Genomic DNA, 25,820 nt, shown 5'->3' on the forward strand with positions numbered 1-25,820 from the left:
CACGCCTCCACCAACGGACACCGGCTCCCCAAATGGGGAACCAACCTGAGCACGACATATTGTGTTTGGATGACAGCGGGCGCCCTACCGCTTGATGGACGAGCGGCAACCCTAACCTTCAACCTCACCTTGAGGCGATTTTTCCGCACGATGGAGCGGGCGTGCGCAAGATATGAAGACCGCAGGTCGGCTGTGAAGCTTGCACTTCCGGCTCTTCTCGCACCGCCCGGGTGTCCAGCGCAACGAGACAGATTGACCCGGCACGACTGTCTCGTGAGACAGATTGAGACAGATTGACCCGGCACAACTGTCTCACTAGGCGCGGGGATGGGCGGCGAGGTAGACCTCCTGCAGCTGGCTCCGGTCTAGGTGCGTGTAAATCTGCGTGGTCGAGATATCGGCATGCCCCAAGATCTCTTGCAGCACGCGAAGGTCGGCGCCGCCGGCGAGCAGGTGCGTCGCGAATGAATGCCGAAGGGTGTGCGGATGCAGCCCCTCGATGCCAACGAGGCGCCCGTAGCGCTCGCACGTAGCATGCACCGACTGCCGGGAAATGCGCCCGCCGTTCTTGTTGAGGAACACGGCAGCACTGCCGCGTCGCGCGCGGTCATGCGCCGCGAGCTCCGCCCTCGGGCCCGCGAGGTATGCCGCGAGCGCAGCACGCGCGCTCCCCACGATGGGCACGACCCGCTCTTTAGACCCCTTGCCGAACACGCGCATGAACTCATCGTCGAGATAGAGGTCGCGCAAATCGAGGCCGCAAAGCTCGCTCACCCTCAATCCGCAGCCGTAGAGGACCTCGAGCTCAGCCCTATCGCGAGCACCCGCCGACGTTGCGGGGAACGGCTGGTCGAGCAGGGCGCGGGCATCTTCAACGGAGATGAAGTCCGGCAAGCGCTCCTCTTTTTTGGGCAAACGCACCGACGCCGTGGGATGCGCGGTCGAGAGCCCCTCGCGCGCCATGAAGGCATGGAGCCCCTTGACGGCGGATAGGGCGCGCACGATCGAGGCATCCGCGTAGCCAGCATCTCGCCGCGCCGCCACGAATGCATCGATATCGCGCTTGCTCACGGCATCGGGCTCGTCTATGCCCCTCTCGCAAAGGAAGCCCAGATACGCCGCGAGGTCGCGCCGATAGGCGGCGAGGGTGTTCTTCGCCAGATTCCGCTCGACCGCCAGCGAGGTGAGGTACTCCCCCGCCGCCTGTTCGAGCGCAGACGGCGCCCGGCCCGCCTCGCTGAAGGCGGAACCAGGCGCCGAACCGACGTTTCGCTCGCTATGTCGAGGCGCGACCAACGCCCTACGCCACGGGGGCGTTCTTGGGCGTGACGTCCAAGCGGTCGATGCCCTCGTGATAGCCCACCGCGGCGCGCGTGAACTCGCGGAAGAGCGGCTGCGGGCGCGTGGGGCGGCTCTTAAACTCGGGGTGCGCCTGCGTGGCAACGAACCACGGGTGTACGTCGCGCGGCAGCTCGATCATCTCGACCAGGCGCTCATCGGGCGAGATGCCCGAGATATCGAGCCCAGCCCCCTCGAGCTCATCGCGGAAGGCGTTGTTGAACTCGTAGCGGTGGCGGTGGCGCTCGTACACGAGCTCCTCGCCATAGGCCTCGCGCACCAGCGAGCCCTCGGCAAGCTTTGCAGGATAGGCGCCCAGGCGCATAGTGCCGCCCTTCTCCGTGACGTCCTCCTGAGAGCTCATGAGGTCGATCACAGGGTGCGCGCACTCGGGCTCGAACTCGGTGGAATTGGCGTCGGCGAGGCCCGCCACATCGCGCGCGAACTCGCAGACCGCGACCTGCATGCCCAAGCAGAGGCCGAGATACGGGATCTTGTTCTCGCGGGCGAAGCGGGCCGCGCAGATCTTGCCCTCAAGACCGCGCACGCCGAAGCCGCCGGGCACCACGATGCCCGATGCATCGCCCAGCACCTCCTGGCACGAATCCCAGGTAAGCTCCTCGCCATCCACGAGCTCAACGTCCACATGGCGGTCGTAGAAGACCCCTGCGTGGCGGATGGCCTCGATCACCGAGAGATACGCATCGGGGAGCTGGGTGTACTTGCCCACCACGGCCACCTTTACGGCATCTTCATGATGGTTGGCGTGGTTCTTCTTCTCGAGGAAGGCATCCCATTCGCTCATGTCGCGCTCGCGCGGATCGAGTCCCAGGCGCTCGCAGACGCGCAGGTCGAAGTCCTGCTCGGCAAACATGCGCGGCACATCGTAGATGGAGGCGCAGTCCTCGTTGGTGAACACGCAGTCCACATCCACATCGCAGAAGCTCGCGATCTTAGCGCGAATGGCATCGTCGATCTCGTGGTCGCTGCGCAGCACGATGATATCGGGCTGAATGCCAAAGCTGCGAAGCTCCTTCACGCTATGCTGCGTGGGCTTGGTCTTGACCTCGTGGGCGGCGGCGATGTAGGGCACGAGGCTCACATGGATGTAGCAGACGTTCTCCGCGCCGGCGTCTTTCTTATACTGGCGAATGGCCTCCACGAAGGGCTGGCTCTCGATATCGCCGATCGTGCCGCCGAGCTCGGTGATCACCACATCGGAGCCGGTCTGCTCCTCGATGCGGCGGAACTTGTCCTTGATGGCGTTCGTGACGTGCGGAATCACCTGCACGGTGCCGCCCAGGAAGTCGCCGCGGCGCTCGCGATGGATGAGCGAGCGGTAGATGGCGCCCGTGGTGAAGTTGGAGTCGCGGGTAAGGTTCTCGTCGATGAAGCGCTCGTAGTGGCCAAGGTCGAGGTCGCTCTCATAGCCATCTTCGGTCACGAAGACCTCGCCGTGCTGGAACGGGCTCATGGTACCTGGGTCCACGTTGAGGTACGGGTCAGCCTTCTGCATGGTGACCTTGTATCCCCGGCTCTTGAGCAAGCGGCCGAGCGACGCGGCGGTGATACCCTTTCCGAGCGACGAGACGACGCCACCGGTCACGAAGATGTGCTTAGTCATTATGTTGTACCTGCGCTTCCCGTAGTAGAACCTCGGCCGCGCACGCGGCGCTCTGTACGGGATTCCATAGTAGCACTAGCCTCTGCGCGGCGGCGCTCCGGAACGGAATTAAATCAGTCGAAACAACCGGGTAGCCACACGGTCAACGAGCGCAGGGCTATGGGAAACGAGCACGATCCCCATCGACCGCTCGCTCGCGATGGCGACCACCTCGCGCCAGAGCTCCGCCTGCGTCACCGCGTCGAGCATAGCGGTCATCTCGTCGCATACGAGGTAGCGGGGCTCGGCGATGAGCGCCCGCACGATGCAGAAGCGCATGAGCTCACCGCCCGAGAGCTCGTGCGGGAAGCGGTCGAGCCATGCCTCGCGGATTCCGAAGCGCTCGAGCAGGCCGGTGTCGCGCACGGCTTCGAGGCGCGCGGCGGCGGAATGCGCGGCGGCGGAGCGTGCGACGCCAAGGCTCCCCGCCCCGCTGGAACCACTTGCACGGGCAGCTGCTCGCGGGGGCACCCCTTCAGCCAGGCTCCTGCCCAAACGCAAAAGCGGATCGAAGGCCTGTTCGGGATGCTGCCAGATAAGCTGGACAGGCCGGGGGCCGCGCAGGCGGGAACCCCGCGAGCCGGAAGCTGCGGGCACACGGTCGCAAGCGCCCTGGGCGCGCGCCGCAGGCACGCCATCGCAAGCAGCACGTGCGCCGCACGCGCGCACCACAGGCACGCCGCTGCGGGCGGCGCGGGCGCGCGACAGCTCAATGCCATCGACGAGGACGGCTCCGGCATCTGGGCGCAGATAGCCGGAAAGCACCCGGCAGAGCGTCGTCTTGCCCCTGCCCGAGGGAGCCGTGAGCGCCACGCGCTCGCCCGGATCGACAACCAAGTTCACGTCATGAAGAATCGGCCGGCCCGGCACGTAGGAAAACGAGATATCGCGCGCCTCGAGACTCATCGCTCTCCCCCCTCTTCGTCTAACGCAGAAAAGCCGTGCTCCGGCATAGCATGCCAAAGTGCGCGCGAGAACGGGTGCGCGAGCAGCTCGGGAGCGGCAAAGCTCGAGCAGGCGGTCTCCTCGACCACCGTTCCGTCGCGAAAGACCGCCACGCGGTCGGCAACACTGAGCGCAAGCTCCAGGTCATGCGTGATGAGAAGCACGCCACCTCCCCCGTCGGCAAAGGACCGAAGGTCGTCGAGAGCATGGACGGCAAGATCCATGTCGAGGCCCGGCGTGGGCTCGTCCGCCACGATAAGCTGCGGATCGTCCATGATCGCGCAGATGAGCAGCACGCGACGCGCCATGCCGCCGGAGAGCTCGTGCGGGTACATGCGCTCGACCTCCACCGCCAACCCATAGGCGCGGAAGAGCTCGCGCATGCGCTCCATGCGCTGCCTACGGCGCTCCCTGCCCGCTCGGCCCCGGCCGCAGGCACCCACCACCTGCTCGCCCACGCGCATGAGCGGGTCGAGGTTGTTCACGCTTTGCGGCACGAGTGAGATGCCGTGCCCGCGTAGACGCGCAAGGTCGGCGGCGTCGCAGCGCTGTCCCTCGAACCACATGGCTCCCGTCACGCGCGCATTGGGCTCGAACAAACCCATGATGGCATCGGCCAGAAGCGTCTTCCCCGAGCCGCTCGCCCCCACGAGCGCAAGCATCTCCCCCTCATGCACCGACAGGGTAAGGTCCTTGATGACGGGGGCGTCAACCTTCTGCGCCCGAAAATAGGGTGCGGCGGGATCGTACATCTTGAACCCGACCGAGAGATGCTCGACGGAGAGAAGGTGCCGGCCCTGCGGATGCCGCGAGCCCGAGGCATGACGATGGTGATGATGGAACTCTGCATCGGTATGCATCAGCCCTGCACCCCCTCGGGCGACACCATGCGCCGAAGCAGCGCGCCGGCGCGATCGAACATGAGCACCACGGCGAGGAGGGCCAGACCCGGGAACACCGCGAGCCACCAGGCGCCCGAGGTGAGATAACCCATCGCTTCGGACAAGATCACGCCGATGGCGGGCTGCTCGGGCGACAGTCCGAATCCGAGGAACGTAATCGAGGCCTCGTGCAGCACGGCATGGGGAAAGAGCAACACGAGCCCCACCAGGTACTGCGGAAGCACATGGGGTACGACGTGCGTGAAGGCGATGCGCGTAGGCGATACGCCGAGCGCGCGCGAACAAGAGATATAGGGCTGCTCACGAAGCTGCAGGATCTCGGCGCGCAGCACGCGGGCAAGGCTCGGCCAATGCGTGACGGAGATGCCAACCATGACCCCGAGCGCCCCGCGACCGAGCGCATAGCTGATGAGGATGAGAAGCACCATATGGGGGATGCCCATCGTAAGGTCGATGAGCCAGCTCACCACAGCGTCGACCCGGGACCCACCGAGCGCGGCGGCAGAAGCGAGCGCGAGCGCGATGACGGACGAGACCGTCGCGGCGACGAGCCCCACGACAACCGAGGTCGAAAGCCCTGCAAGCGTGCGCGCGAGCATGTCGCGGCCCATCCAATCGGTTCCGAAGGGGTGGTCGAGCGAGGGGGCAAGGTTGCGCGCATCGAAATTCGTCGTCGAGGCGGCGTCGGCAAGCATGATACCCGCGATCACGACCGCGCAGAGCGCAATCGCAACCCCCGCCGCCATGACGAGCATGGCGCGCCTGCCGCTGAGCGCCCCCGTCGCCGCCGACTCGTGGAAAACGGTGAGCGACGGGTGGTCGTGATCTTGAACGAGGCCGGGAGCATCCGCCTCAGCCTGCCTGCAACGCTGTGCCTCGCCGTCTTCTCGCACCGTCATCGCACCTCCTCCCGCACGCGCGAACCCAAACGCGGGTCCACCGCGCCATACAGCAGGTTTGCGAGCGCGTTGCCAAGAAAGACAAGCGCGGCCGTGGCGAGCGCGATGCCTACGAGCAGCGGCGCGTCTCCGCCAAGGCCCGCCGTGACAGCCGCCTGCCCGAGCCCGGGATACGAAAAGACCTGCTCCACCAAGATGGAGCCTCCCACGATCTCGCTCACCTGGGAAAACTGCAGTGTAAGTGCAGGAAACACGAGGTTGCGCAGGCCGTGGCGAAAGACGATGGACCGAAGCCCCTCGCCTCGCGAACGCGCGAACCGCACATAATCGCTCCCCAGCACGTCGATGGTCTTCTCGCGCGTGTGAAGCGCCACGTTGGCTATGCCTGTAAGCGAGAGCACCAGCGCGGGAAGCACCATATGGTAGAGGCGTGTGGTGAGCGGCACCGCGCCCGTAGAGCCGATGGGAACCGAGAAGCCCAGGGGAAACCACCCGAGGTAGACGGCGAACACCATGAGCGCGATGAGCGCGAGCCAGAACGTCGGCGTGGCCGAGAGCACGTAGCAATACCCTCGCACGAGCCGGTCGAGCCAGCTGTCCCGAAGCGCGCCGGATGCGATCCCCAGCACAAGGCCCACGGCGCCCGCGATGATCCACGACGCCGCCAGAAGCAGCGCGGAGCTCGCGAACCGCTCGCCCACCACCTTGGCAACCGGCTCGTTGAAGCGAAGGCTCTCGCCAAGATCTCCCTGCACGGCATCGCCCAGCCACGAGAGATAGCGTTCAACGACGGGCGTGTCGGCGTCCCACCGCTCCGCCAGCTGCTCCCTGCGGTCCGGGCTCATCGCTGCGTATGCCGCCTGTCCCACATTGGCCTGCACGGGATCGATGGGCGAACTTCCCACCAAGAGGAAGGTCAGAAAGCTCACCGCCAACATGAGCAGCGCGAAGCGCGCAACGCCGCGAGCGACCGAGCGCATCACGACCATTCCCAGCGGTCCACGTTGTTCACAAGCGACCATCCGTGCCCATGGGGATGCGGCTTCTGGTCTGCCACGACGAGCCCCTCGCGCTTGAAGTAGAGATGGTCGACGTTGGCAATCCACGCCCACGTTGCAGCGCCCTTGGGCGCGAAGCCGTTCTCGCCGTCCCAAGCCGCGAGCTGCCAGTACGTGTAGGAATCCTCGATGTTCTGCTGCGTCAGCGCCTCGTCGAGATGGGCATCGATCGCCGCGTTCTCGTAGCACGCGTAGTTACCCCAGCCCGTAGAGTAGTTGAGCGCATACACCTCGATGGGCGAGTTGGAACCCCACCCCCAGAGGACCGGCTGCTCGTACTGGTGGCTGTAGATCTCGTCCCAGCTGCCACCGCGCGGGCTCGCATCTATGCCAATCTTGGCAAACTGGTTGGAGAGTTCGTTGGCGATCGCCTGGCGCGCCGAGTCGTCCGAGGAGTACCAGATATCGAACGCAGCGCGCACGCCGTCCTTCGCGCGCACGCCATCGCTGCCTATAGCCCAGCCGGCATCGTCGAGCAGGCGCGCGGCCAGGTCGCGGTCGAGCTCGACCTTCATGTCGTCGCTCGACCACGGCATATCGTCGCTTACGCTGTAGGCAGGCTTGCCATAGCCCGAAAGCACGTTCTCGATTACCGCATCGCGGTCGATAGCGTAGGTGAGCGCGCGGCGAACCGAGAGGTCCGAGGTCACGTCGTTACCCATGGCGTAGCTCGTTCCGCCCTCGGACTTCGTGCCACCGGCAGGCTGCGTGGGCAGCGAGATACCGCGTGAGTCGACCGTCGCATAGCTCACAAGCTCATAGCCGTCGAAGCTCTGCTGGGCGTGCGTCGCGTAGGTATACGCGATGTCGACCTCGCCCGCCTGCACCGCCGCAAGCGCTGCGTCCTCCTCCATGAACACGACGACCACGCGCTCCATGAGCGGCGGCTCGCCGTAGTAATCCGGGTTGGCGCTGAAGATCGCCTGCTGGCCGCGATCCCAGCGCTCAAGCATGTAACGGCCCGACCCTATGGGAGCGGAGCCGTATCCATCGCCGTAGGCGTGCTCCGGCACGATGCCCAGCACCGCAAGGGTGTACAGGAGCGCGTTGTAGGGCTTGTTGAGATGGAGCTCCACCACCGTATCGCTCACGGCAACCGCCTCGTCCACCATGGAGAGGTCGCCCTCGAAGGTGTCGCTTTGGATCGCGGAATTCACCGTGAACGCCACGTCGGAGGCGGTGAGCGGCTCCCCGTCGGTGAACGCGACATCGTCGCGAAGCTCGAAGGTCCAGGTCAGCCCATCGTCAGAGCAGCTGTAGCTCGTCGCAAGGTCGTTTACGAACTCGAGGTTCTCGTCCGTGGTGATGAGCGTCGACTGGATGAGCGGCTCGTGCACGTGCTCGCCGCACCCCCATGCCACAAGCGGGTCGAACCCTGCCGCTGGCTCGCTTCCCGCGTTCATGGCGACGATCACCTGGCTAGAAGCGCCTTCGGAACCAGACCCGGAGGGTGTAGAGCCGCCTTCGCCCGCGCCCGCCGTGCAGCCGCTCAGCAACGCCGCAGCGCCCGCAGCACCTGCACCCGCTATAAATCCACGACGCGACAGCATGCCGCTGCCGTGCGCCTCTTCGTTTATCATGAGCATGCTCCTCAGCTCCTCTTGGTAGTTCACGTAGACCGAGTGTTACGAATTGCTCCATTCGTGTTACTCTTGCTCCATCCTACCACATTCGCTGGAGGCATCCCAGCCGCCGGCATCACGCGCGCAGGCGGCAACGACAGCAAAACGGGTTTGCAAGGCCCTATACATCGAGATAAGCAAGCAGGTCGTCGCGCTTATTGGAAACCAGGCCATCGACCGTTGCATCGAGCGCGCGCCTAAGCAGGGCGCCGATACGGGGGCCGGGCGCCACACCAGCAGCGATGAGGTCCGCCCCGCTGAGGGCCAAGGTTCCCACGCTGTATGCCTCGTTGTTAGCAAGCAGCTCGCGCACCATCTCGCGCATGCGCTCGATATCCTTCACGTAGTAGAAGCACGACGGAGCCTTTCCGAGCGTATCGGCGCGCTTGATATCGAAGAGCTCGTTCATAAGGCGCGGCGTATCCAGGCCCGCCCCCGCGAAAAGCCCCATAACGCGCAAGAGGTCGCTGCGCTCGGCGCTCATGGGCCGGTCGTGATAACGAATGAGCAGGCATGCGTCGCGCATGACCTCGCTCGGGCACGCAAGGCGGTGCATGATCTCTCGCGCCTGCTCCGCCCCGCGCTCGGGGTGCCCGTAGAAGTGGCCGCACCCCCGGTCGTCGAGCGTGAAACATGCCGGTTTGGCGATATCGTGCAGGAGAGCCGCCCACATGAGCGAAGGCGATGGGGCGGCCTCGGGGCCGGCGCCATCCACGCTCGAGAGCGAGAGCTCGCCCGCCACGGTAAGCACGCGGGCGATATGGTCGTATACATCGAAGGCGTGATAGCGGCTATGCTGGTCAAAGCCACGGCAAGGTCCCAGCTCGGGAATGGCCGCGCACATGATGTCGGGATACCGGAGCAGGGCATCTCCCGCATGGCCGGTTGCAAGGATGCCATCGAGCTCCCAGCCCACCCGTTCGCGTGCCACCGCGTCGAGGAGGGGCGCGCACGAGGCGAGTGCGGACGCCGTCTGGGGCTCGACCACGAAATCGAGACGGCAGGCAAACCGCACGGCGCGAAGCATGCGAAGCGCGTCCTCTTCGAAGCGCCGACGCGGCTCCCCCACCGCCCGGATCATACGGCGGCGAAGGTCTCCCACACCGTCGTATACATCGAGCAGGCCGCGCGTTGGATGCCACGCCATCGCGTTGACCGTGAAATCGCGGCGGGCAAGATCGTCCTCCACGCGCTGCGCAAGACGAACAGATTCCGGATGACGCCCATCGGTGTAAAAGCCGTCGAAACGATACGAGGTTACCTCGATACGCTCTTTGCCCCGCACCGCCGTGATGCCGCCGAATTTGATGCCCGACCGAACAACTTTGAAGCCTTCCGCTTTGAGGGCGGCTTCACTTTGCTGCCAGGTTCCCGAGCAGCAAATGTCCACGTCGTGGCACGGAGCGCCTCGCAGCGCGTCGCGCACCCAGCCGCCCACGATCCACGCCTCGAGCCCTGCTCCCTCAAGAGCGCGAAGCACCTCGAGCGCCGTTGCGGGCGCAGGCGTTCCGTTCAGGGCAGGCTGCTCGACGGCAATGCTAGGCGCCGCGCCGGTATCGATATGTAAGCACTCGTCCATTACACCCCATTCACGTTAACAGGTACAGTATACGGTGCCGTGGCGAATTGGGCGCTCATCGTTTTGCGCTTCAAGTACCCCGCGCGCGGTCTCATGCGCCACGACCTGCACCCACTCGTCCTAGACCAGTTACCGAGCGTACCGACACAGACGCCAAAAGAAAGCCCCCATGCCGAAGCACGGGGGCATCGAACATCCTCAACGAGGCGTTAACGCGCGAAGACGCGTCAGCAGGTGCTAGCGCGGAAGCTTGCGGACGGTCACGCGCTTGCTGTACTCGTCCACATGGCCGAAGTCGCCCAAACCGACGCTCTCGGCAACGTTCGCGCCCGTGGCCATAGCGAGCTTGAGCGCCTCCTCCACGTTGTCGCGATCCTTGTACCACTTGAGCAGGAAGGCAGCGAGGGTGCAGTCGCCGGCGCAGACGGAAGACACGAGCTTGATGTTGAACTCGCGCTTGGCGTACCAGATGTCCTCGCCATTCGAGAAGTAGGCGCTGCCGCGGCTGCCCATGGTGAGCAGGACGTTCTGCACGCCGGCCTCGTGGGCGAGCGCAAGGGCGCGACGGGCGTCGTCGTCGGTATCGATCTGGACACCGAAGATCTCGCGCATCTCATGATGGTTCGGCTTGATGAGCAGCGGGTGCGTGGAGCAGAGCGTCTTAAGCTTGTCGCTCGAAAGGTCGAGCACCACGTCGGCACCGCGATCCTGAGCATGCGCCACGACCTTGTCCAGGAAGTCCTTGGAGGCCTTCGGGGGCAGCGAGCCGGAAACAATCAGGCAATCGAGGTCGCCGGTGGAGTCGAGAATGCGGAAGAGCTCCTGCTCGTTCTGCGGGGTGATCGCGGGGCCCGGGTTCAGGATGCCGTGCTCGGACTGGCCGTCGTTGAAGTAGGAGTTGATGCGGGTCACGCCATCAATCCAGACGGGGCGGCAGAGGCAGCCCATGTTCATGGTCTCGTCGACCACGTACTTGCCCGTGAAGCCAGCGAAGAAGCCGAGCGCCACGGAGTCGACGCCGAACTTCTTGAGCGCGAAGGACACGTCGAGGCCCTTGCCGTTGGCGGTATAGCTCGCCGAGAAGGAGCGGATGTTCTCGTTCGGAACAAGCGGCGGGCAGGAAACGGTCATGTCGACCGCGGGGTTAGCAGTCAGCGTATAAAACATAAGACAGCTACCATCCTTTCATACTAATGCTGCATGGCGCATAGCTTAGGCGCGCCATGCAGCAAAATCAAGCGTCGCGACCCGGATGCTTACCGAGACTTAACGCAGCCGTGCACGGTGGTAGAAACGCAACCGGATGCGGGCAGGCAACAAGCCTAGCGCGCGGCCTCGGTGAGCGCGGCCTTGACCTCTTCGGCGGTCTCGAGCTGCATGACCTTCGCCTCGAGGGCGTCGGCGTCGGCCTTCGTCCACTGGGAGATGACCTTGCGGGTGCGCAGGACGCTCGGCGCGGAGACCGAGAACTCCTCCATGCCCCACGAGATGAGGAGCGGCGTGAGCAGCGGATCGGCAGCAGCCTCGCCGCACATGCCCACCATGATGCCTTCCTTCACGCCAGCCTGGATGATGTTCTTGATGGCGCGCAGGACCGCCGGGTAGTACCAGCTGTAGAGGTAGGCGACCTTGTCGTTACCACGGTCGGAGGCCATGGTGTAACCGGTGAGGTCGTTCGTGCCGATGGAGAAGAACGCGGACTCCTTGGCGAGTAGGTCGGGGATGTTGGCGGCGGCGGCCGTCTCCATCATGATGCCGACCTCGATGTTCTCGTTGAACTTGTAGCCCTCGGCGCGCAGCTCTTCCTTGCACTCCTCGACGAGCGCCTTGACCGAGCGAATCTCCTCGACGCAGGTGACGAGCGGCACCATGATCTTGATGTCGCCGAATGCGCTCGCGCGGAGAAGCGCGCGCAGCTGCACCTTGTACTCATCGGGGTTGTCGAGGCAGTAGCGCACGGCGCGATAGCCCATGAACGGGTTATCTTCCTTCTGGAGATTCATGTACGGAATCTCCTTGTCGCCACCCACATCGAGCGTGCGGATGATGACCGGAGCGCCCTTGAGCGTGACCGCGGCCTTGCGGTAGGCCTCGAACTGCTCGTCCTCGGTGGGGAGCGACGTGGCGTCCATGAACAGGAACTCGGAGCGGAAGAGGCCGATCGCCTCGGCGTCGTGGTCGACGGCGCCCTTGGCGTCCTCGGGGTTGCCGATGTTGCAGGCGAGCACCTTCTTCTCGCCGTCGGCCGTGACCGTGGGCTTGCCGCGGAAGGCCTCGAGCGCGGCCTTCTCGGCCGCGAAGGCGGCGGCGCGCTCCTGGTAGTCGGCAAGCTGCTGCTCATCGGGCTCGTTGATCACGTGGCCGTTGATGCCGTCGACAATGGCGACCATGCCGCTGTGGAGGGCGCCGCAGGCATTGGAGACCGAAAGCACCGCAGGGATCTCGAGCGCGCGGCAGATGATGGCGGAATGCGAGGTGCGGCCGCCGACCTCGGTGACGACGCCGACGACGTTCTCCTTGTCGATGGTGGCCGTCATGGACGGGGTGAGGTCATGCACAACGACGATGCTGCCGGCCGGAAGGACGGAGAGGTCGACGACCTCGCGGCCGAGGAGCTCGGCCAGGATGCCGGTGCGGATGTCGGCGATGTCGGCGGCACGAAGGCGGAACATCTCGTCGTCCATGGAAAGGAACATGTTCTCGAACATCGTGCTCGTCTCGACGAGGGCCTGCTCAGCGCAGGTGCCGCCGTCGATGGCGGTGGTGATGCCGTCGGTCATGCCGGGATCCTGGGCGAGCATGATGTGGCCGCTCATGATCTCGGCCTCGTTCTCGCCCACGGTGATCTTCATGCGGTCGGCCTGGGCCTGGGTCTTGGCGCAGAAGGTATCGAGGGCGGCCTGGTAGCGAGCCTTCTCGGCAGCGGTGTCCTCAACCGCATGCGGCTCGAAAGACAGGTCGGGCTCGGCGGCGACAACGACGGTACCGATACCGATGCCCTCAGATGCGTTAACTCCCTCGTACATTTTTATCCTCTCTCCATTGCCGCGGGCGTGGCCGCGCGGCATGCGGATATGTGAAAGCGCAGGCACCGACAGGGCACCTGCGCTCACCATATGAACTCAGTTGTTGTGAGATCCGTTCAACACGAGATGGACGGCAACTGGGCTACTCGCCAAGACCGCTCTTGATGAGCTCGATGGCGGTGGTGAGAGCATCGGCCTCATCGGCGCCATCGCAGCGGATCTCAACCTCGGTGCCGCAGGGGATGCCAGCGGCCATGAGGGCCATCGGGGACTTGCCGTTGACCTCCTTCTCGGGGGTGACGACGGTCACGTCGCAGGCAAACTTGCCCATGGTAGAGGCGAAGAGGCCCGCGGGACGCATGTGAAGACCCTGGGGGTTGACGAGGGTAACCTTCTCAGAAACCATACTTGTCTCCTTTTTCTGGATGCCCACGGCGGGCCCACCGCCATGGGGTACATCAACGACTCCCCTAGTGTACCCCATACCGCGCCAGTTGGTATGGAAAAACGGATGAGTGGTTTGGGATGTTGCGGGGCGGGTGCCGTGGCGGCCTATTAAGCTGCCTCACGCCTCACCCTCGGTCACTACGCAAGCAAATCCGATATATCAAGCAAGCCGCTCTTTCCGTGTTTCTTGTGGTACGCACCGATGCACCATACGAGTTCGTCGACATCGGCCCAGTATTTCTCAAGCTGAGCAAAGCTCTTGCTCAGCCCCAATTCCGCCTTGCAGAACTGGCTAACTTTAAGCTGCTTATCTTTCCGTCTCGCGGCATCCCATCGACTTTCAGCGTCCTCCTTTATTACGGCAAGCATTTCAATTTCCGGCCTCGTTACAAAATCAAAGGGAATAACGCGCCCATGATACGATCGATCGGCCTTTCCCGTTTTTGCCTCTTTATCAACAATGCGTGCAAGAACAAGCTTGCCATCCCCCGCTTCGGACGGATAGTCGTACCGAAGGAATCGCGCGATAATGTCCGCCGGCTTCCTCAGCCTCGTATATAGCTCAGCAGTTCGGCTGTCCTCGACAAGATAATCGCTCTGCGCCAGCAGTCTCTTCCCTTCAATAAGGCGCTTGACCACGACCGCCTCGAACGAGCCCTCGCAGCTAAGCAGCACGTAGTGGCTCGCCAGCTGACTTCTGACATAAGATCTATCCACGGACTTCCTCCTTCACATAATCGCGAAGGCCTCTGACCAAAGGATATGAGGGGTTTGTTCCCCGAATGAGGTTGGAAAGCAACACCTCGCTTTTCTTGTTTTCTATGCGATGCATTCGACTCGAATACTTGATTACGCTCGTTTTGCACTCTTGGTCTCTTACGAGTAAGCACAGATTGTCTTTCCGATGGAGTGTGTCTAAGAGCTCGGGATAGTGCGTAGTAAAGACCAGCAAAGCTCCTCGTGGATTAGTTACCGGTGATGCAAACAAATCGAGGATGGTCTCCACGAGCGTCTTATTGAGGTTGTTTTCAATCTCATCGACAACAAGATAGCTTCCCTCCCTGAGTACCTCAATGGCATTAGACACAAGCTCGGTGCCCACAACAGTGCCCGCGGAAAGCATCCTTGATGCTGCGGCCTTGCTCACAGAGCGCTCCGGTCGACCTTTAAATTTGAGACGGTACACGTCCGCTTCGTCATTCCATATAAGATGCTCAACGCTCGGATCAAACGCCTGGACAATCGCAGTGGGAAGCGTGCCAGAAGCAAGGCCCCCCACACGCGTCCGAACGTTAGTTTCGGAGTCCATCACGGTCCTTGCAATGCTCACCCCGTCTCCAAGGGCATGCAGCACGTCTTGCGACAGGGAGCTTTCACCGGAACGCGTCGCAATAAGCTCGCAATGAGATCTGAAGTCGCCGAATGTTGCAAGCTGCTTCTTCGGCAGCCTTCCCTTCTTGCGTCTCCAAAGCTCTTCATCCGTAATACGCGCAGCAACGCCATCCCCCTCGTCAAATAGCTCAAAATGAGACTTAAGGTAGTACAGGCCGCCGCCACTCCAAAAAATAGACTGCACGGAAAAGGATTTCTCGAGGCAAGCAGGAAAGGCGGTTATCTCCGGACCAACGCCACGCGCAATATATCGACCTTGTAACGCAGCAAGCGAGAAAAGCAGCAGTTTGAGCAGCGTTGTTTTTCCAGAAGCGTTCACGCCACCAATTCCGAGCAGATTGAGGGAGTACAACGAAGGGATATTCCCAACCCTTGTCACCTCAACAGGAGATCTTGAATCGTCCGCTAGCACCCGATCGGTTGCGTACAAATCGATAACGAAGCTTGAATCGGAAAAAAGGGAGTCTCCCTGAATGCCAAGTTTTAGCAACCGCATTACTTCACCTCCGTTTTCAGTCTTAAACAGACTTCTTGTTTAAAGTATAGCGATTGAGGCGTGCAGCGGAAAGAACAACCTGTTCATAACGAGAGATTCGAATCATGCTTTAAAACCCGATTGCTTGCCAATAGCAAAAAAGCGGCTCGAGACATCTCTCAAGCCGCCCTATTGATAGCCGGTGCGCCCAGGGGGATTCGAACCCTCGACCTTGAGATTAGAAGTCTCCTGCTCTATCCAGCTGAGCTATGGGCGCATGCGTGCTAGCGCATGGATGATTATAGCCTATGGACGAGGGCGCAACGAAGACGGGCACGAATCCTATCAAGCACAGTGCTGGAGCCGTATCGCTCAACTTGCGAATCAACGTTTTCGAATCGGTCATGCTCAAATCTGTTGCTGGCATGCTAGCGCGAGGCGCGCCACTCATGCGCCCGCGAAAGCATCCAGCGCATGCCGAGCACCGCGAAGAATATGAACAGCGTAGCCGATGAATAGAGATACCGTGCCCTCGCCTCAAACAGTAGCTCGAAGACGATAAGCATGAGCATAGCGAGCGAGATGACGAACGTGAACGTCATGAGGCCATGCGCCATCCCGCTCTTTCTGTTCAGGAAAGAGTGGGTGCAGCTGGAAATAAGCCCGACGAAACAACATGCCAGCACCAGAATCCAAACAAATTGGGCATAGGTGCGCCATAGGTCATAGTTGGCACCCTCGGGATAATAGAAGGAGCGGACCAAAGATGCGAGCGCACTATCAGATTCAGGGGGCAAATAATCAAAAAAATGTCCCTCTTGGCCCCATGCGAATGTACCGTCGTTGAAATTCGTCATAAGTTTGTCACCGAACAAACCAGCAAGTCCAACAGGCCCGTATTCCTTGACACGATCAATGACGACCTCGAGATTACCACTTGAACGAGACGCTGGATCGTCGAACGATCCAGAGAATGTTACATCCTCTTCCCAGTAAACACCTCGAGAATCGGGGTTCATGCCCATCATCAGGAAATGCGTCATTCCAAATTGAGCATCCTCATCAAGCTGAGAGGTCCACGGAGCAACAAGCGCACCTACAAGCGAAAAGGCGACCAAGCCACCAACCAAAAGGGCGACAAGCGAGGCACTTGTCTCCCCAACGCATTCTGCACGACGCTCCCGAACAGCGCGTACGATTGTGAATCCGAGCCGAACGAGCAACAAGAACCCAACCGCAAACAGCATGAAAAGAACCTGAGGTTTGATCTTGTAACCAAGCACGCCAACAAGACCCATTAGGGCAAACAATACGACCCGCTTCGCGCCTTTGGAACGATGGGCGGAAATGAACAGGTACGCAAGCACAGCAGGAACACAAACGACGATCGCATCAGAGTACATAATCCCCGCCCAAGGCGAGGTCCATATCACAAGGATACAAAGTAGAAAGCCTGCCAGGCCCCAAGTGCGCGAGGTAGCCATCGACAGAGTTCGATACACAAACCACATTGCCAAAGCGCAGGACACACAATTGAGAATCGAGAAGATAAAAACGAGTCCATCAAGGGTAGAAAAGCCGAGTGCCAACGCGATGCGTCCACACTGCCCCGCAATCCAGAGCAGAAAGAGGTTATTCGGATACCTCGAGAGATAGCTTGTAATGGAAAGCGCCCCATCATTCGCTATATTCCAAGCTTCGGTTACTATAACTCCCGAATCCCAGCCAGTCACAAAAGCGTAGTAGCGGCAGAGCCGAATCTGCACCACCAGCAGCAGCAAACATGCAATACCAACCGCAATATCGATGGCTTTTGGTCGATGAGCAACAAAAGCTGCCAAGCTCTTGCCAAGGCGCCCTGAGCACACCGCCACGATAAGGGCAACGAATGCGCAAGCTGCAATCAGCAATGCCCAGTTCGGCATCAAGAACACAACTTTGCACATGTACGCCATACCGCCGGCAAGAATCACCATGCCGAACAGGGCTACGCCGATAGCAAGCGCGGCAGCACCCTCCGACAGCATACCCAATGTGCAAAGTGCACGTGTACCAGGAGCAGAGCTCAAGGGCTTGGCATGCTTGCCCAGCCTCGTCGACGCCATTACTCAAGCACCTCATCGACGATGTAGCGGGGACGCCCTTTTGCCTCCAAGTACGTCCTACCAACGTACTCACCAACGACGCCCAGCGCAATCATAATTAGACCGCCTACGAGCCAAATCGAGACAATCAAGCTCGTCCAGCCAGCCACAACGCTCCCCATGATAAGGCTCGCCAGCGCATAGAGAATCATTACCACACTCACAATCACCGCTAGGACGCCGATGAGTGTAATCAGGCGAACGGGTGCAATTGAAAAGGACGTAATGCCTTCCAGGGCGAACGAGACCATCTTCTTAAGCGGGTATTTTGACTCGCCAGCGAAACGTTCGCCACGTCGGTAATACACCTTAGCAGTCGCAAAGCCCAGCGAAGGAACGATTCCACGGAGAAAGAGGTTCGTCTCCTTGAATTCCGAAAGCGCCCCAAGCGACCGCTTGCCCATGAGCCGGTAGTCAGCAGAATCCGATACCATCTCAACGCCTAGGAAGCGCATCAAGCTATAGAACGCCTCCGCGGTAGAGCGCTTGAAGCGCGTATCGGTATCACGATTGTTGCGAACACCGTAAACAATCTCCGCGCCCTCAGCATGGCGCTCGATCATTTCGTCGATCGCGTTGATGTCGTCCTGTAGGTCCGCGTCGAGCGAGATCGCGCAATCGCATCCCTGTCGGTAGGCATGCATGAGTCCTGCAAACAAAGCATTCTGGTGGCCCGCATTATGTGCAAGCTTGAGCCCGCAGAACACCCCGGGGGCCGCCGAGACTCCGTTGAGATTCCCGTCATGCAAGGCTGCGATTTGACGCCAGGTGGCATCGCTGCTGCCATCGTCTACCAGCAGGATGCGACTCCCGCCTGAAACCATTTCTCGTGCAATCAGGGAGTCCAGCTTGGCAGCAAGACGTTTGCTTGTTTCAGGAAGCACTTCTTCTTCGTTATAGCAGGGCACAACAATCCAAAGCAACGGTCTCATCGCGCTCAAAGCGCAGGTCTTCCCAATCGCCGAATTCCCATTCACGATATTTGACACCCTCTCCTCAAACATTGAATGCGACCCTTAGCAAGACGCATCCACAATGTGAATCATTGTACAGCAGACAGTTTGTTTACTCCCCCAACCCGAAATACGCGCTCTCGGGATCAAACGCCGGGTTGCCATAGGGGTCGCCCTCGGTGAAGACGCTTGGCCAGGCTTGGATGAACATGCCCTGCTCGCGCTTCCAACGCACAAGCTTCTCCTGGTCAGCCAATTCACGCCCCCGCGAAGTGAACTCATAGTGATAGAGCTCAGTATACGGCGTGCAAACAACGAGATATCCGGCCTCGCGCACGCGCAAGCAGAAGTCGACGTCGTTGAACCCCACGGCAAATGCCTCGTTATACCCGCCCACCTGCTCAAACACAGAACGGCGAACCATTTGGCAAGCCCCGGTCACGGCGCTGAAGTTACTGGGGCGAATCGCGCGTCCGCGATATCCCCCGCGCTTGGGCGGGAAATTCTGGTTTACATGCGCGCATGCCTGGCCCGGTCCAATCAACATTCCGATATGTTGCGTCAACCCATCGCGGAAATATAGCTTGGCGCCAACAACGCCCACCTCGGGACGCTGGAGGTAGCCGAGCATTTCCTCGATGGCATCTGGGCTGATAAGCGCGGTATCATTGTTAAGCAGCAGCAAATATTCACCAGAGGACGCCGCAACGCCGAAGTTGATGAGAGACGAGTAGTTGAAACCCTCGCCCTTCCATGTCACGATGCGCACGCGACCAGCACCACGCTCGATCAGGCGATCGTAGCAGGCAAAGGTCTCGGGCTGCTCGCTGTTGTTCTCAACGATTACGAACTCAAGATTATCGTAGGTGGAATGCTCCAAGAACGACGCAACGCATTCCTCAAGCATATCCGCATGATCGCGCGAGGGGATCACGACACTCACCAACGGATGCGGCTGAGGGAGCTCGTAGCGAACGCGATACACGAAAGGCTCGCCCGCATCCTCAACGGTAGCTGCAATGCCTCGCTGGACAAAGTGCCGCTCTAAAGCAAGGCGTCCGGCCGTATGCGCATACGGCTTGCTCTCCGCAGAATCCCCCGCCGTCGAACCGGCATGCATGCGCCAGTGGTAGAGAACGCGCGGAATGTACTTGAACTTCGCACCGGCGGCAAGCGCGCGAAGCGTCAGGTCATAGTCCTGCGCACCTGCCACATCGACCGATGAAAGCCCGATCTGATCCAAGAGCTCGGCACGCACCGCCAAGAAGTGCGTCACGCAGTTGTGGCTATAGAGCAAGTCAACATCAAGCGCACTCTTAATGACCGGCTGACAAAGCAGGCCGTCCTCACCGATGTGGTCCTCATCAGAATAGAGAACGCTTATTCCTGGATCAGCCTCCAGCGCGGCGACATAGCAATGAAGTGCATCGGGCTCAAGTAGGTCATCATGATCCAAAAACGCAATGAGCTCACCGCGGGAGGCTTCGATGCCCGCGTTTGTGTTGGAAACGATGTCGGTGTTCTCAGAGGAAGCAATAATCCGAATACGATTATCGGATGCCTTAGCAACCGCCTGGGCAACCACACCGTCCTCGGGAGACCCGTCCACCAAAAGGAGCTCCCACCGCGCATAGCTCTGAGCCAGCACGGAATCAATCAACTCAACCAGGTAGCTTCCATTCGAACGGAAGCAAGGCACCACAATGCTAACCAGTGGGGACAGGCCACGCTCCGCCGCTCGCTGCGTGGCAAGCTGGCCCGGTGTTGCCCGATGCCGCTCAAACCACCGGCGATATACCTCATCATCTGCGCAGGCATCGCTCATGTAGGCATCAGAGGCACCCCGAAGCGCATTGAAGAAGCGGCCGTCGAGCGAGCAAAAACCCGACGCAACGCGCCCAGATGAATCCTTGGCAACAAGCACGAAGTCTCGCGGAGAACCCTTTACAAGCACAGACAGGTACAGACGATGCAGTCTTACGCCATCCTGTGTCAGCAGCCCGGGCTGGTACTCAAATACATGCGAAGTGAACTCAAGCGGCTCGCCGTCAGCGCCATACACGGCAAGCCCGGGCTGGGCGTCTGCATCGCCCTGCCAATCAATCCGGATACGCCAGACATCGTCCTCAGCACCCTGAAAACCGTGGTCAAACGCAAGGCAGTACCTATCAGCACAATAATCACGATCAAAGTCACGAATAGCGGCGCAGAGCGACAGCTTGGTTCGATACGCAAGAATCGACGCCACCTTAAGAGCATCAAACCGCACGGGGAACGAATCGATGACAGTGCCATGCTCTAGTATCTCAACACGGGCAACCCGGCTGTTGAGAAACGGCATAACGAGGACTTTATACGCGAACGAGGCGTCGAGACCAAGCTCGCGAACCTTCCGATACTCCAAAGCAAACAACGATGCCGGAAGCTCTCGCTCGCCCACCAGCAAGCGAGCGGAGCACGCGCCCTCCCCCTGCGACGCAGGAATACGCAGCAGCGAATACACCTTTCCCGCGCTCCGGCAGGAAACCAGCCGCTTAATTCCCATGCGGTCCCCTTAGCAATCGCTTTGCCGCTCGTCCAGCGGCGCGCTTCCTTCCATACCGATAGCGATCAAACGCAAACATCAGGCGCTCACGGTGCGCCGCGCCCTTCAGCTCGCCCACATCAAACGCAGCGTCGATCAATGCGGAAACCGCTTGTGGCATATCGGCTCGCGCCGCGTCAAGCAGTTCTCGATACGGCGCAAGCATTTGACCCGTTGAAGCAAAGATCTCGTCAGCGGATGCAGGGGCAAGGTCGAGCGCATCGTACAAAACAAACGTGCAGAGCCAGAACGCCATATCCGCGGCATGCTCATGCAAGAATCCCGCCTGCTGCCAATCGGCGAAAATGGCACCGGCAATCGTCACGTGTTCCATGAGGCGCTTCCCGGGCGTAGCGCGCAAACGGTCCATCAAGGAACCTGGGCGGCTCACGCGATAGTCATACAGCTTGTCAGAGATAAGCGCCGTCTTGCTCGAGCGCGGATACACCGCAAACGCAAAGACCTGGTCCTCGCCAAAGCGAAGATCTTGCTCAAAGGCGATGCCAGATTCACGCAGGAAATCAGTCCGGCATGCCGTACGCCAAGAAAACGGCAGCGAGCTCTCCCTCAGGACTAAGTCCATGCTGAATGCATCGTACACCACGTCCCTTGGGCTCAGCACATGCTCGAGCCACGGGTAGCCGTCCTCGGCCGGATACGGATTGGCGCCAAACGTAAGCACGTCAGCACCCGTCTCATCCAAAGCAGCAACGATGCGCTCGCAAGCATTCGGCGTGTAGCGATCATCAGAATCCAAGAAGCTCACGTAGGGTGCCGAAGCGGCATCAATGCCGGCATTGCGCGCAGACGATAGCCCGCCGTTCGGCTTATCGATAATACGGATACGTGCATCGCGATCGGCGTACGAAGCAAGCACGCTGCGCGACCCATCGGTCGAGCCATCGTTTACGCACAGAATCTCAATGTCGGAAAGCGTCTGCACCTCGAGCGAATCAAGGCACCATGGGAGGCAATCTTCCACGTTGTACACGGGAACGACCACAGAAAGCTGCGCCATTACGCTCGCCCCCGGCTCTTTTCGGCAAGCACCTTCGCAACCAGGCGCACCCCACCCAGCCGATAATAATGCTTGAAGGTATTCAGCTTACCCGGCTTCATGAGCTCATCGTGCGCCGCACCGAAGCCCTTAGGGTCGCGAATAAGGGCATGCAGGTCCGCTTCCGTCCAAGCCGGGAACAGCGAGAAATCAATGTTCCCCTGCTCAAGATCATAGGCAAACTCCTGCGAGGCGCGCTCTAAGAACTTCGTCCCCAGCTCCGGCGCAAGGCGCTCATAATTCCACATGTAGCTGTCGTACTTCATACGGCTCTTGATGGCCTCAAGCCGCTCGCGCAGGTCAGGATGCTCACACAGGAACCGTTCAATTTCGGCGTACTCATCGCAAACGCAATACACCTTGCCAGGCGAATTAACAGATGATGCCTCGTTATCCTGACGATAGCTCAGCACAGGCTCATCAAGGAACACCGCGCGCTTGGCAAGCGCCAAGGTTTTGAAGCTGAACGAGCAATCCTGATACGCAGCGCCCGGAGTCTCCAAAAACCTCACACCATGCTGCAGCAAAAACTCGCGCTTATACACCGCAGACCAGATCGATGGCTTCTGATAGAAGATATCCGGTTTATCGAGTGGGCAATAAGCGCCAGCAATATCTGCGCTAACGACCTGTCCGCGCTCGCGACGCTCGGATGGAACAGACCAATAGAACCAGAAATCGGCCTTCGCCATATCCGCCGAAGCGTCCTCCGCGGCACTCACCAGATGCCCGAGCGCATACGGCTCAAAGAAGTCATCTGACTCCAAAATACCAATGTAGGTTCCACGCGCCTCGTCCAATCCGCGGTTCATCGAAGCGCCGTAGCCGGAATTCTTCTTATCGATGATGCGGATGCGCTCATCACGCGCGGCATACGCGTCGAGGATCTCTGGCGAGGAATCCGTAGACCCATCGTTGATGCAGATGACCTCGATATCCGACAGCGTCTGCGAAAGCGCCGAATCCAAGCATTGCTCAAGATAGCGCTCAACGTTATACACAGGTACGAGCAAGGAGACCTTAGGTGTCTGCATCGATGCCATGCGTTCCTCCGCCTCATTCACAGAAACGGGCCCGGATACCATCCGAGCCCGCATACGTCCATCAAACTATATGCTTACTTGCTTGAAATGAGGCTCATATACTCCTTGAGCTCCTCGTTCCAAGCGGGTGCAGCGTAGCCCGTCGCTTCGATTTTAGCAAGGTCGAGCGCGCTGTGGACAGGACGGGGCGCGATGGGCCTGCTGGCGCTCGCGTAGTACTCCTCGGTGGAGACGGGTACCACGGCGGCACCGTTGCCGTTGCGCAGCTCGAACACCCGGCGGGCCACCTCCGCCCAGCTCGCGGGCTCGCCGGAGCCGGTGCAGTTGTAGGTGCCATAGGGCGCGGAGCTATCGAGCAGATGGAAGATGGCGCGAGCCATGTCCGCCGTGAAGGTGAGGCGGCCGATCTGGTCGTCTACCACCGTGACGCGCCCCAGCGCGTCCTCGGGGTCGGCAACGCGGTCGGAGAGCCCCGCCATGGTCTTCACGAAGTTCCTGCCGTCGCCGATCACCCAGCTCGAGCGGAGGATGTAATGCGCGGGGCAGCCGGCCACGGCGATGTCTCCCGCCGCCTTGGACTGGCCGTACACGCCGAGCGGGCTCATGGGCTCATCCTCGGCGTGCATGTCGCTCGAGCCGTCGAAGACGTAGTCCGAGCTCACGTGCACGAGCGTGATGCCGTGCTCGGAGCAGGTCCGCGCGAGGAGCGCGGGGCCCGTCGCGTTCGCCTTCCAGCAGGCGATACGCCCCTCGTCCGTCTCGGCCCGGTCGACCGCCGTGTAGGCGCCGCAGTTGATAACGGTCCCGTAGAGGCTCCAGTCGTACTGGCCGTAAGCCGCCGCGTCGGACATGTCGAAGGTGTCGATGTCGCAGTAGTCGAAGGTCGCCGCGAGGCCGCGCTCCTCGGCGAGCGCGCGCACGGCGCGGCCGAGCTGGCCATTCGCGCCCGTCACGAGGGTGCGCTTCGGCTGCATGGGAACCACGTCGCGGAGGTACGGATGGTTCTTGTCCGCCTCGGAGATCTCGCACTCATCGAGCGGGATGGGCCACTCGATGGCGAGCTCCGGGTCGGCGAGGTTCACGAAGGTGTAGGTCTTCTTGAGCTCGGCGGACCAGTGCGCGTCCACCAGGTAGGTGTAGGCGGTGCCGTCCTCGAGCGCCTGGTAGGAGTTGCCCACGCCGCGCGGCACGAAGATCGCCTTGGAGGGATCCAGCACGCAGGTGTAGACGCGGCCGTATGTGGGGCTGCCCGCGCGCAGGTCAACCCACGCGCCGAAGACCGATCCCGTCGCGACGGAGATGAACTTGTTCCACGGCTCGGCATGGATGCCGCGCGTGGCGCCGGCACTCAGGTTGAAACTGATGTTGTTCTGCACCCAGCGGAGGTCCGGGAGCCCCAGGCCCTTCGCCATCTTCTCGCGCTGCCAGTTCTCCTTGAACCAGCCGCGGCTGTCGCCATGCACGGACAGGTCGAGCACCTTGAGGCCCTCGATGCCCGTCTCCTCGGCTCGAAGCACCTTTTCGTACTCGATATTCGCCATAACTCTCTACCTCCATAAGCTGGCACGCATCGCTCAAGCATAGCCCGCTGCGGGCGACCCGCCCGTGCACTCATCCCCACGATGCGGCGGGCGGGTCATCCGCAGCGGGCTCATGTCTTCCCTACTGGCTACTGCCCCTGCGCGGCGTACTTCGCCTCGGTGGCCTCCTTGGCGGGGCGCCACCAGGCCTCGTTCTCGCGGTACCAGGCAATCGTCTCGGCGAGGCCCTCGGCGAAGTCGGTATGGGCCGGCTCCCAGCCGAGCTCGCGGCGGAGCTTGGTGGAGTCGATCGCGTAGCGGCGGTCGTGGCCGGGGCGGTCGCGCACCCAGTCGAAGTCGTCCTCGTCGCGGCCGAACGCCTTGAGGATCTCGCGAAGGACGGTGATGTTGTTCTTCTCGCCATCGGCACCGATCAGGTAGGTCTCACCGATGCGACCGCGGGTCAGGATGGTCCAGACGGCCGAGCTGTGGTCCTCGGTGTGGATCCAGTCACGGACGTTCAGGCCGTCGCCGTAGAGCTTCGGGCGCACCCCGTCGATGATGTTGGTGATCTGGCGCGGAATGAACTTCTCCACATGCTGATACGGGCCGTAGTTGTTCGAGCAGTTGGAGATCGTCGCCCTCACGCCGAAGGTGCGGTGCCACGCGCGGACCAGGAGGTCGGAGCTCGCCTTCGTGGAGCTGTAGGGGCTGCTCGGGCGGTACGGGGTCTCCTCGGTGAAGCGCGCCGGGTCGTCGAGGGCGAGGTCGCCGTAGACCTCGTCGGTCGAGACGTGGTGGTAGCGGACGTCGTACTTGCGCGCCGCCTCGAGGAGCGCGTAGGTGCCCTCGACGTTGGTGCGAAGGAAGGGCTCGGGGTCCGCGATGGAGTTGTCGTTGTGGCTCTCCGCCGCGTAGTGCACGATAGCGTCGTGCCCGGGGACGAGCTCGTCCAGGAGAGCGCGGTCGCAGATGTCGCCCACCACGAGCTCGACGCGGTCCTCGGGCAGCCCAGCGATGTTCTCCGGGTTGCCGGCGTAGGTGAGCTTGTCGAGCACGGTCACGTGCACACCGGGGTGGCTGTTGACGACGTGGTGCACGAAGTTGCTGCCGATGAAGCCGCAGCCGCCGGTGACGATGATGTTCTTGGGCTCGAAGGTATCCTCAGACATG

20 protein-coding genes and 1 tRNA gene are annotated in these 25,820 nt (G+C 61.4%); all 21 read right to left on the reverse strand.

The window, feature by feature from the left end; genetic code table 11:
* Positions 1-315: 315 nt before the first annotated feature.
* Entirely contained in the window at positions 316-1,296 is a 981-nt protein-coding gene (locus tag GJE22_RS04020; RefSeq protein WP_144688118.1) for a tyrosine recombinase, read from the reverse strand.
* Positions 1,297-1,300: 4 nt separating this feature from the next.
* Positions 1,301-2,962 carry a CTP synthase gene (locus tag GJE22_RS04025; RefSeq protein WP_144688117.1) on the reverse strand — a complete coding sequence of 554 codons (1,662 nt, stop codon included), beginning with the start codon at positions 2,960-2,962 and terminating at the stop codon, positions 1,301-1,303.
* Between the two features lie 108 nt (positions 2,963-3,070).
* Positions 3,071-3,907 (reverse strand): ABC transporter ATP-binding protein, encoded by an 837-nt coding sequence (locus GJE22_RS04030; RefSeq protein WP_144688116.1) that lies wholly within the window; start codon positions 3,905-3,907, stop codon positions 3,071-3,073.
* Positions 3,904-4,806 carry an ATP-binding cassette domain-containing protein gene (locus tag GJE22_RS04035; protein ID WP_144688115.1) on the reverse strand — a complete coding sequence of 301 codons (903 nt, stop codon included), beginning with the start codon at positions 4,804-4,806 and terminating at the stop codon, positions 3,904-3,906. The genes GJE22_RS04030 and GJE22_RS04035 overlap by 4 nt, the downstream gene beginning before the upstream one ends.
* Complete coding sequence (locus GJE22_RS04040; RefSeq protein ID WP_235895804.1) at positions 4,806-5,747, reverse strand: ABC transporter permease; 942 nt, start codon at positions 5,745-5,747, stop codon at positions 4,806-4,808. Before GJE22_RS04040 ends, GJE22_RS04035 begins: the two co-directional genes overlap by 1 nt.
* Positions 5,744-6,727: an ABC transporter permease gene (locus GJE22_RS04045; RefSeq protein ID WP_235895810.1), complete on the reverse strand. Its 984-nt coding sequence runs from the start codon at positions 6,725-6,727 to the stop codon at positions 5,744-5,746. The genes GJE22_RS04040 and GJE22_RS04045 overlap by 4 nt, the downstream gene beginning before the upstream one ends.
* On the reverse strand, positions 6,727-8,391 hold the full coding sequence (locus tag GJE22_RS04050; RefSeq protein WP_235895803.1) for an ABC transporter substrate-binding protein: 1,665 nt from the start codon (positions 8,389-8,391) through the stop codon (positions 6,727-6,729). The genes GJE22_RS04045 and GJE22_RS04050 overlap by 1 nt, the downstream gene beginning before the upstream one ends.
* A 157-nt stretch (positions 8,392-8,548) precedes the next feature.
* Positions 8,549-10,006, reverse strand: a complete 1,458-nt coding sequence (locus GJE22_RS04055) for a CCA tRNA nucleotidyltransferase (RefSeq protein WP_144688113.1) — start codon at positions 10,004-10,006, stop codon at positions 8,549-8,551.
* Positions 10,007-10,243: 237 nt separating this feature from the next.
* A complete protein-coding gene (locus GJE22_RS04060; protein WP_019128140.1) occupies positions 10,244-11,173 on the reverse strand; it encodes a 1-phosphofructokinase family hexose kinase in 930 nt (309 codons plus the stop codon).
* 155 nt (positions 11,174-11,328) lie between these two features.
* Positions 11,329-13,032 carry a phosphoenolpyruvate--protein phosphotransferase gene (gene ptsP, locus GJE22_RS04065; RefSeq protein WP_144688112.1) on the reverse strand — a complete coding sequence of 568 codons (1,704 nt, stop codon included), beginning with the start codon at positions 13,030-13,032 and terminating at the stop codon, positions 11,329-11,331.
* A gap of 142 nt (positions 13,033-13,174) precedes the next feature.
* Positions 13,175-13,438 carry an HPr family phosphocarrier protein gene (locus tag GJE22_RS04070; RefSeq protein WP_019128138.1) on the reverse strand — a complete coding sequence of 88 codons (264 nt, stop codon included), beginning with the start codon at positions 13,436-13,438 and terminating at the stop codon, positions 13,175-13,177.
* 179 nt (positions 13,439-13,617) lie between these two features.
* Positions 13,618-14,196, reverse strand: a complete 579-nt coding sequence (locus GJE22_RS04075; RefSeq protein ID WP_144688111.1) for a hypothetical protein — start codon at positions 14,194-14,196, stop codon at positions 13,618-13,620.
* Positions 14,189-15,367 (reverse strand): AAA family ATPase, encoded by a 1,179-nt coding sequence (locus GJE22_RS04080; protein WP_144688110.1) that lies wholly within the window; start codon positions 15,365-15,367, stop codon positions 14,189-14,191. Before GJE22_RS04080 ends, GJE22_RS04075 begins: the two co-directional genes overlap by 8 nt.
* 182 nt (positions 15,368-15,549) lie before the next feature.
* A tRNA-Arg gene (locus GJE22_RS04085) sits at positions 15,550-15,623 on the reverse strand.
* A gap of 151 nt (positions 15,624-15,774) precedes the next feature.
* The gene (locus GJE22_RS04090) at positions 15,775-17,451 is read right to left on the reverse strand and encodes a glycosyltransferase family protein (protein WP_144688109.1); all 1,677 of its coding nucleotides are present in this window, start codon (positions 17,449-17,451) and stop codon (positions 15,775-15,777) included.
* Positions 17,451-18,494 (reverse strand): glycosyltransferase family 2 protein, encoded by a 1,044-nt coding sequence (locus GJE22_RS04095; RefSeq protein ID WP_235895802.1) that lies wholly within the window; start codon positions 18,492-18,494, stop codon positions 17,451-17,453. The genes GJE22_RS04090 and GJE22_RS04095 overlap by 1 nt, the downstream gene beginning before the upstream one ends.
* 61 nt (positions 18,495-18,555) lie before the next feature.
* Positions 18,556-20,988, reverse strand: a complete 2,433-nt coding sequence (locus GJE22_RS04100; protein ID WP_144688108.1) for a glycosyltransferase family 2 protein — start codon at positions 20,986-20,988, stop codon at positions 18,556-18,558.
* Positions 20,978-22,045, reverse strand: a complete 1,068-nt coding sequence (locus GJE22_RS04105) for a glycosyltransferase family 2 protein (protein ID WP_144688107.1) — start codon at positions 22,043-22,045, stop codon at positions 20,978-20,980. Before GJE22_RS04105 ends, GJE22_RS04100 begins: the two co-directional genes overlap by 11 nt.
* Complete coding sequence (locus GJE22_RS04110) at positions 22,045-23,127, reverse strand: glycosyltransferase family 2 protein (protein WP_186297407.1); 1,083 nt, start codon at positions 23,125-23,127, stop codon at positions 22,045-22,047. The genes GJE22_RS04105 and GJE22_RS04110 overlap by 1 nt, the downstream gene beginning before the upstream one ends.
* 74 nt (positions 23,128-23,201) lie before the next feature.
* Positions 23,202-24,668, reverse strand: a complete 1,467-nt coding sequence (locus GJE22_RS04115) for a sugar nucleotide-binding protein (protein WP_144688105.1) — start codon at positions 24,666-24,668, stop codon at positions 23,202-23,204.
* A 128-nt stretch (positions 24,669-24,796) separates the two neighbouring features.
* A complete protein-coding gene (gene rfbB / locus GJE22_RS04120; protein ID WP_144688104.1) occupies positions 24,797-25,819 on the reverse strand; it encodes a dTDP-glucose 4,6-dehydratase in 1,023 nt (340 codons plus the stop codon).
* Position 25,820 lies beyond the last annotated feature (1 nt).

The sequence above is a fragment of the Enorma shizhengliae genome, from assembly GCF_009676995.1.
In the GTDB taxonomy this organism is placed as follows: domain Bacteria; phylum Actinomycetota; class Coriobacteriia; order Coriobacteriales; family Coriobacteriaceae; genus Enorma; species Enorma massiliensis.